Here is a 7,468-nt window from a genome sequence, read left to right as displayed (position 1 = left end):
ACGCTTCCATCGGACCCCCTCCCAGGGCTCCTCCGGGCTTTCCCTTCGGTGTTTCCAAACTCTATCAGGCTTTTCCGTCTTCCCTGACCGCCCTTCCGCAAACATGCGGAATCAGCGCTCTGTTCGAGCGGTGGAGCTTGATGAGTGTTCCGCCGACCTCCGGCTCACGGTCCGCATTCGCGTCCGCCGCACCGGTGCCAGGCAGGGATATGACCCTACAGGGGCCTGTCGGCACAGGCAAATCGGGTCCCCTCTCCCGGTCCGACCTGCCGTGCGGAACCGTTGCTAACCATGACTTAGTCTCTGAGCAGCACGCCGTCTTTGCTACTCACAGTGACGGCGGACTCCACAACACTCCGCCCACTGGGAGGTCCCCATGACCCTCGTGTCAGCTCCGCTGCCCGGCCGCGCCATCGGCCTCGCCGCCGTGCCCGACCCCGTGTTCGCCGGGGCGATGGTCGGGCCCGGCACCGCCATCGACCCGCTGCGTGAGGCCACTGAGGCCGTGTCCCCCGTCGACGGGATCGTGGTGTCGCTCCACCCGCATGCGTTCGTCGTCGTGGACGCCGAGGGCCACGGCGTCCTCACCCACCTGGGGATCGACACCGTGCAGCTCAACGGCGCCGGCTTCGAGCTGCTGGTGAACAAGGGCGACACCGTGACGCGGGGCCAGGCAGTCGTGCGCTGGAACCCGGCGGACGTCGAAGCGGCGGGCAAGTCGCCCATCTGTCCCGTCGTGGCGCTCGAAGCGACCACGGACTCCCTGTCCGAGCTGCGGGAGAGCGGCGAGATCGCCACAGGGGAGACTCTGTTCGACTGGCGGTGAGCGGATTACCCGCTCACCGCTGTGCCGCACATCAATCGCGATGCAGGGGGCCATCGCACTATCGGAGACGGTGAAATGGAGACAACGCTGCGCGGCGTCGGTGTCAGCCACGGGGTGGCGATCGGCGAGGTCCGGCACATGGGGACGGCCGTTCTGGAGCCGCCCGCCGAACAGATCCCCGCCGGGGAGACCGAGCGTGAGCAGGGGCGGGCCCGACAGGCCGTCGAGGCCGTGGCCGCGGATCTGATCGCCCGGGGGAACCTCGCGGGAGGTGAGGCGCAGGCTGTGCTGGAGGCGCAGGCCATGATGGCGCAGGACCCGGAGCTGATCGCGGACGTGGAACGTCGGATCGCCGCAGGGAGTTCCGCCGAGCGGGGCGTCTACGACGCGTTCGCCTCGTACCGCGAGCTGCTCGCCGGCGCGGGCGACTACCTGGCCGGGCGGGTCGCGGACCTGGACGACGTGCGGAATCGTATCGTCGCCCGGCTGCTGGGGGTTCCGATGCCGGGCGTGCCGGACAGCGACGAGCCGTACGTGCTGGTCGCGCGCGACCTCGCGCCCGCGGACACCGCGCTGCTCGACCCGTCGCTCGTGCTCGGGTTCGTCACCGAGGAGGGCGGCCCCACCAGTCACAGCGCGATCCTGGCGCGTGCCCTCGGCGTACCCGCCGTGGTGGCGCTCGCCGGGGCGACCGAGCTGCCTGAGGGCGCTTCGGTCGCGGTGGACGGCAGCACGGGCGAGGTGTTCGTGGAGCCGGGGGCCGAGCGCAAGGCGCAGCTTGAGCAGCTGGCGGCGGAGCGCAGGGCCGCGCTGGGCGCCGCGACGGGTCCCGGTGCGACGTCGGACGGGCACAAGGTGCCGTTGCTCGCCAATGTCGGTGGTCCCGGTGACGTGGCGGCGGCGGTGGAGGCCGGTGCCGAGGGCGTGGGGCTGTTCCGTACGGAGTTCCTGTTCCTCGACGACAGCAAGCAGGCGCCGTCGCGGGAGAAGCAGGTCGAGGCGTACCGGCAGGTGCTTGAGGCGTTCCCCGAGGGGCGTGTCGTGGTGCGGGTGCTGGACGCGGGGGCGGACAAGCCGCTGGACTTCCTGACGCCCGCGGACGAGCCGAATCCTGCACTCGGTGTGCGGGGACTGCGCAGTCTGCTCGACCACCCCGAGGTGCTGCGGACGCAGTTGGCGGCGCTGTCGGAGGCGGCCGAGGGGCTTCCGGTGTACCTGGAGGTCATGGCCCCGATGGTGGCGGACCGTGCGGACGCGAAGGCGTTCGCGGACGCCTGCCGCGAGGCGGGTTTGCGGGCCAAGTTCGGTGCGATGGTGGAGATTCCGTCGGCCGCGCTGCGGGCGAGGTCGATCCTGCAGGAGGTCGAGTTCCTGTCTCTGGGGACGAACGACCTGGCGCAGTACACGTTCGCCGCCGACCGGCAGGTCGGTGCGGTGTCGCGGCTCCAGGATCCGTGGCATCCGGCACTGCTCGACCTGGTGGCACTCGCCGCGGAGAGCGCGCGGGCCGAGGGCAAGAGCTGCGGTGTGTGCGGGGAGGCGGCGTCGGATCCGCTGCTGGCGTGTGTGCTGACGGGTCTCGGGGTGACATCGCTCTCGATGGGGGCCGCGTCCATCCCGTATGTGCGCTCGGCGCTGTCGAGGCACACGCTGGCGCAGTGCGAGCGCGCGGCGGCCGCGGCGCGTGCGACGGATTCCGCGGCGGAGGCCAGGGAGGCGGCGCAGGCGGCGCTGTCGGGCGAGGCGCAGGGCTGAGCTGCGCTGGGCTGAGTGGGTCGGCCCGGCGGGCGCGCGTGGTCACGCGGCCGCTGGGCCGACCTGGCCGCCGCGCCGACCGGGTTGCCGGGTGGCCGGGGACGTGACCGGCCGACCGGGTTGCCGGATGGCCGGGGACGTGACCGGCCGACCGGGTTGCCGGATGGCCGGGGACGTGACCGGCCGACCGTCGTGGTCGTCGGAGTCGGCGTAGTCGGCGGGTTGCCGGTGGCCGTGGCCGGCGGGGCGTCGTGGTGGTCGGGGCCGTCCGGTGGCCGGGGCCGTCCGCCGGGTGCGCCGATGGGCGGCCCTTCGCCGTGGCGGCGGCCGTGGGGTGCGGTGCCGGTGGGTCAGTGGCCGAACTCCCGTACGCCGGGGCCGAGGTCGAATCCCGCGCGGTAGTCGACTCCGGGCTCGGGGCCGATGGGTTCGCCGGTCTCGGCGTCGGTGCAGTAGGCGTTGAAGACCTCGGCTGCGGAGAGCGGCACGAGGCGTCCGCGGGCGAGGCGCCAGCCGCGGAGGCTGTCGGGGACGCCCTCGGCGCTGGTGCGCATGACGAGTCCCGCCGGTGTGTCCAGGGCCACGGACACGGCGAGGACCGTGCTGAACTCGGTGGTCGGGGAGCCGGTCTCCGGGGTGCCCGCGATGGTGCGGTCGACGGTGAGGGCGGCGGTGAGCGGGTCCTCGCCGGCCGGGGTGCTGCATACCAGGTGGTGGGTGCCGGGGCCCGCGCGTTCGAGGAGCCGGTGCAGGAGTGCGGTGGCGTGGTCGAGGGCCGCCCGGCCGATGTCCTGGTGGCATTCGGCGCAGGTGCCGAGGTCGGCGAGGACGGCTGTGGCGTAGGCGTGGGTCGCTCGGCGGACGGCGGTGTCGGCGAGCGCGGGCAGCAGCAGGTCGAGGGGTTGGCCGGTGTAGGTGAGGACGGCTCCGCCCGCGGCGGAGATGCCCGCGGTGTAGCGGGCGCGATGGGCGGGCGAGTCGGGGGCACGGCCGGTGTCGGCGCAGTGCCAGGCGTAGTCGACGGGGTCGAAGAGGGCGATGTCGGTGTGGAGCCCCTGGGCTGCGAGCCTGCGGATGAGGGCTTCCGTGTGGCGCAGGTAGGCCGTGTGGTCGTCGAAGGGGAAGGTGCGGTAGGCGCGCATGGTGGTGAAGTCCTCCTCGTCGGCGAGGAGGCCGACGGTGGTGGGGACCTCGCGGCGCAGCGCCCTGCGCAGTGCTCTGGCCGTGGGCCTGCCGGGGTGTTCTGTGCGTGCTGTCATGGCTCCCCCTGGTGTGGTGCGGGCCCGCGCGCCCCCGGCGGGGCGCGCGGGTGGTGGCGTGCCGTGCGCACGGCACGCCGCGTTTTCACTCAGCGTAACGACGGGGTCTGACAGGCGGTCAGTGGCCGGCGCGGTCGCGGGCGATCCGCTCGTAGAAGCGCAGGACGTCGAGGCTGTCGACGGAGCCGGCGTTGACGGCTCGTTCGAGCGGGGTGCCCTGGAGGAGGCGCTTGACGGGGACCTCGATGCGTTTTCCTGTGAGGGTGTGGGGAATGCCGGGGGCCTCGATGACCTCGTCGGGCACGTGGCGGGGCGAGAGGTCGGTCCTGATGGTCTGCCGGATACGGGCGACGAGGTCGTCGTCGAGGACGGCGCCGTCGGCGAGGTGGACGAACAGAGGCATCCAGTAGCCGCCGTCGGGCTGTTCGAGGCCGATGACGAGGGACTCGCGGACTTCCGGGATCCGTTCGACGGCCTCGTAGATGTCGGCCGAGCCCATGCGGACGCCCTGCCGGTTGAGGGTGGAGTCGGAACGGCCGTGGATGACGACGGAGCCCCTGTCGGTGAGGGTGATCCAGTCTCCGTGCCGCCAGACGCCTGGGTAGGTGTCGAAGTAGCTGTCGTGGTAGCGGCTGCCGTCCGGGTCGTTCCAGAAGCGCACGGGCATCGACGGCATGGGGTTGGTGACGACGAGTTCGCCGACCTCGCCCGTCAGGGGGTGTCCTTCGGGGTCCCAGGCCTGGAGGTCGGTGCCGAGGGCGGCCGCCTGGAGCTCGCCGGTGTGGACGGGCAGGGTGGGGACCGCGCCGGCGAAGCAGCTGCACACGTCAGTGCCGCCGCTGACGGAGGCGATCCATACCTCGGGGCCGAGTTCGTCGTGGAGCCATCGGAACCCGTCGGGGGGCAGCGGCGAGCCGGTGGTGGCGACGCAGGCGAGGCGGCTGAGGTCGTGGTCGCGCGCCGGGTGGACGCCGGCCTTGCGGCAGGCCATGACGTAGGCGGCCGAGGTGCCGAAGAGGGTGGCGCCGGTGCGTTCGGCGACGTCCCACTGAGCGTCGGCGCCGGGGTGGGCGGGGCTGCCGTCGTACAGCACGAGGGTGGCGCCGACGAGGAGGCCCGACGCGAGGAAGTTCCACATCATCCAGCCCGTGGACGTGTACCAGAAGAACCGGTCGTCGGGGCCGAGGTCGCAGTGGAGGCCGAGCTGTTTGACGTGTTCGAGGAGGATGCCGCCCTGGGACTGCACGATGGCCTTGGGCAGTCCTGTGGTGCCGGAGGAGTACAGGACCCACAGCGGGTGGGCGAACGGTACGTGCGTGAAGACGGGTTCCGTCTCGCCGGTGACGAGGTCCGCCCAGTCGAGTGTGCCCTCGGGCGCCCGGGTGCCGAGGAGCGGTACGTGGACGACGGCGCGCAGGGTGGGCAGTTCGGCCCGCAGTTCGGCGACGACGTCGCCGCGGTCATGGGTCCTGCCGCCGTAGCGGTAGCCGTCGACGGCGAACAGGACGACGGGCTCTACCTGTTGGAAACGGTCGAGGACGCTGCGCGCGCCGAAGTCGGGGGCGCAGGAGGTCCACACGGCGCCGACCGCCGCGGTGGCGAGGAGCGCCACGATCGCCTGGGGGATGTTGGGGAGGTAGCCGCTGACCCGGTCGCCCGGCCGCACGCCGAGGCCGCGCAGGTGCTCGGCGAGAGAGCCGACCTGGTGGCGCAGTTCGCGCCAGGTGGTGAGGGACTGCTGCTGGGTCTCGTCGACGTGGAGGAGGGCGGGGAGGTCGGCGCGCGCGGGGTCCTCGCCGGCGCGCAGGGAGTGTTCCGCGTAGTTGAGGGTGGAGCCGGTGAACCACTGCGCACCCGGCATGGCGCGGTCGCCGAGCACCTGCTCGTAGGGGGTGGCGAAGCGGATGTCGAACCACTCGGCGACGGCGGCCCAGAAGGCGTCGAGCGACTCGACCGACCAGCGGTGCAGGGCGGGGTAGCCGCCGTCGGCCGGTGCGCCGTGGTGGGTGGCGGCCCACTCCTGGAAGCGCGTGATCTGTGCGGCGGCGATGCGCTCGGAGCTGGGCTGCCAGAGGGGGGCGGGGGTGGGTTCTGCGATCATGGTGCGGCTCTCCCGACCTGGCTCGACGCTGACTGTGACGCGGGTGCGCGCGTCCCTGGCGCGCGGTCCGCGGCTGACAGGGACGATGCCACGTGATCGTCTCGCGCACCAGGTTGCGCCCGCAGGAGCCGTCCGGCGGGCGGCGCCGGGCGGCTGCCGGGGGCCGGGGCGGTGGGCGGTCGGCCCGGTGGACGGCCGCTGGGTGAACGGCAGTTGAACGGGGCGTCGGGCGCGCGGAACGGATGGCAGGCTGATCAGCATGGACGGTCGTGAGCTGGTGCGTTCGATGAGGGAGGCGGGTTCGGTCAGGGGGCTGATGGGGGTCCGCTCGGCATGGCGGCACCGGCGTACGGACGCGCGAGGGCTGCCGCCGAGGGGCGCGGAGCGTGCCAGGGTGCCCGGCCGGGTCTCTGGCGCGGAGCCGGGGCCCGGTGGCGGGGCGCTGCGTTTCGCCAGGGCGCGGCTGTCCATACGGGTGGTGCTCGGCGGTGCGGTGTTCTGGGCCTGGGACGGCGCGGGGCCCGAGCCGTCGTACGCGCTGGCGGGTCCCGCGCCCGAGGCCGATCCGCGTGCGGTGCTCGAACCGGACACGGACGGCGGCTGGCGGGTGGTGTCGGAGCGGGTGACGGTCGCGGTGGCGCGCGACGGCGCGATCGAGGTGCGGACGCCGGGTGGTGTGGTGCTGCGGCGTGAGCGGCCGCCGCGCTGGTGGGAGGTGGCGGGCGGGGCGGGGACTCGGTGGTCGCAGCGGTCGGAGGTGGCGGCGGACGCGCGGTTCTTCGGGCTCGGCGGGCGGGCTTCGGGGCTTCGGCTGCGGGACGGCGCGTACCGGCTGTGGAACACCGCTCCGCGGTCGGCCGGGCCCGGGGCGTGCGAGGCGGCGGGGCCGGTGACGATGCCGGTGCAGCTGGTGGTGGCGGACGGCGGGACGCATCTGGCGTTCTACGACAACACGTGGGACGGGCTGGTGACGCTGTACGAGGGCCGGGAGGGCGCGGGTTCCGGGCACGACAGGCCGGGCACGAGCGAGCTGCGGATGGAGGGCGGGCCGCTGCGGTGCTGGGTGATGACGGGGACGCCGACGCGGGTGCTCGGCTGCTGGGCAGGGCTGACGGGGGCGCCGGTGGTGCCGCCCGCGTGGGCGCTCGGCCTCCAGCACGGGCCCGGTGGGCCGTGCGGGGAGCAGCAGGTGCGGCGGGTCGTCGCGGACCATCTGGAGCGTGGTCTGCCGCTGTCGGCGGTGCAGTGGGCGGCGGGGCGCGCGGGTGCCGGCGCGCCCCGCCCGCGGGCCGGCCGGGCGTCCTCGGCGGGCATGGCCGGCGGCTCCGGGCCGGCCGCGCTCGCCGAGGAGTTGCGGGCGCGGGGGACTCGGCTCGTACCCGTGGTGGGTCCGGCCGTGCGCGCGGACCCGGCGGACCCGGTCTACGCGGACGGCCGCGCGCGGGATGCCTTCCTGCGCGGCACGACGGGGCGCGAGGCCAAAACAGACGCCCGGGACGCGTTCATCATCGCGGACGCGGCCCGCGT

Annotated in this window: 4 protein-coding genes and 1 pseudogene; 3 read left to right on the top strand and 2 right to left on the bottom strand. The window is 73.8% G+C overall.

The window, feature by feature from the left end:
- Window positions 1-376: 376 nt before the first annotated feature.
- Together ABEA77_RS33185 and ptsP are read left to right on the top strand one after the other, a co-directional pair.
- Complete coding sequence (locus ABEA77_RS33185; protein WP_345655795.1) at window positions 377-826, top strand: PTS sugar transporter subunit IIA; 450 nt, start codon at window positions 377-379, stop codon at window positions 824-826.
- 75 nt (window positions 827-901) lie between these two features.
- The gene (gene ptsP / locus ABEA77_RS33180; protein WP_345655793.1) at window positions 902-2,581 is read left to right on the top strand and encodes a phosphoenolpyruvate--protein phosphotransferase; all 1,680 of its coding nucleotides are present in this window, start codon (window positions 902-904) and stop codon (window positions 2,579-2,581) included.
- A 350-nt stretch (window positions 2,582-2,931) separates the two neighbouring features.
- Here ptsP and ABEA77_RS33175 read toward each other — a convergent pair whose 3' ends face one another.
- Both ABEA77_RS33175 and ABEA77_RS33170 read right to left on the bottom strand, forming a co-directional pair.
- Entirely contained in the window at window positions 2,932-3,840 is a 909-nt protein-coding gene (locus tag ABEA77_RS33175; protein WP_345655791.1) for a hypothetical protein, read from the bottom strand.
- 118 nt (window positions 3,841-3,958) lie between these two features.
- Window positions 3,959-5,941, bottom strand: coding sequence for an acetoacetate--CoA ligase (locus ABEA77_RS33170; RefSeq protein WP_425588447.1), 1,983 nt, complete (start codon window positions 5,939-5,941; stop codon window positions 3,959-3,961).
- 259 nt (window positions 5,942-6,200) lie between these two features.
- Here ABEA77_RS33170 and ABEA77_RS33165 point away from each other — a divergent pair.
- Window positions 6,201-7,468 (top strand): annotated as a pseudogene (locus ABEA77_RS33165) (glycosyl hydrolase); the annotation flags it as partial.

Source organism: Streptomyces tremellae, from assembly GCF_039540215.1.
GTDB lineage: Bacteria > Actinomycetota > Actinomycetes > Streptomycetales > Streptomycetaceae > Streptomyces > Streptomyces tremellae.
The sequence above is the reverse complement of the archived record's forward strand: the minus strand, read 5'-3'. Positions and strand labels throughout refer to the sequence as shown.

Excerpts from the sequence above, each read along its gene's own strand:
- ABEA77_RS33185 (WP_345655795.1), top strand. The coding sequence starts at position 377 with ATGACCCTCGTGTCAGCTCCGCTGCCCGGCCGCGCCATCGGCCTCGCC.
- ptsP (WP_345655793.1), top strand. The coding sequence starts at position 902 with ATGGAGACAACGCTGCGCGGCGTCGGTGTCAGCCACGGGGTGGCGATC.
- ABEA77_RS33175 (WP_345655791.1), bottom strand. The coding sequence starts at position 3,840 with ATGACAGCACGCACAGAACACCCCGGCAGGCCCACGGCCAGAGCACTG.
- ABEA77_RS33170 (WP_425588447.1), bottom strand. The coding sequence starts at position 5,941 with ATGATCGCAGAACCCACCCCCGCCCCCCTCTGGCAGCCCAGCTCCGAG.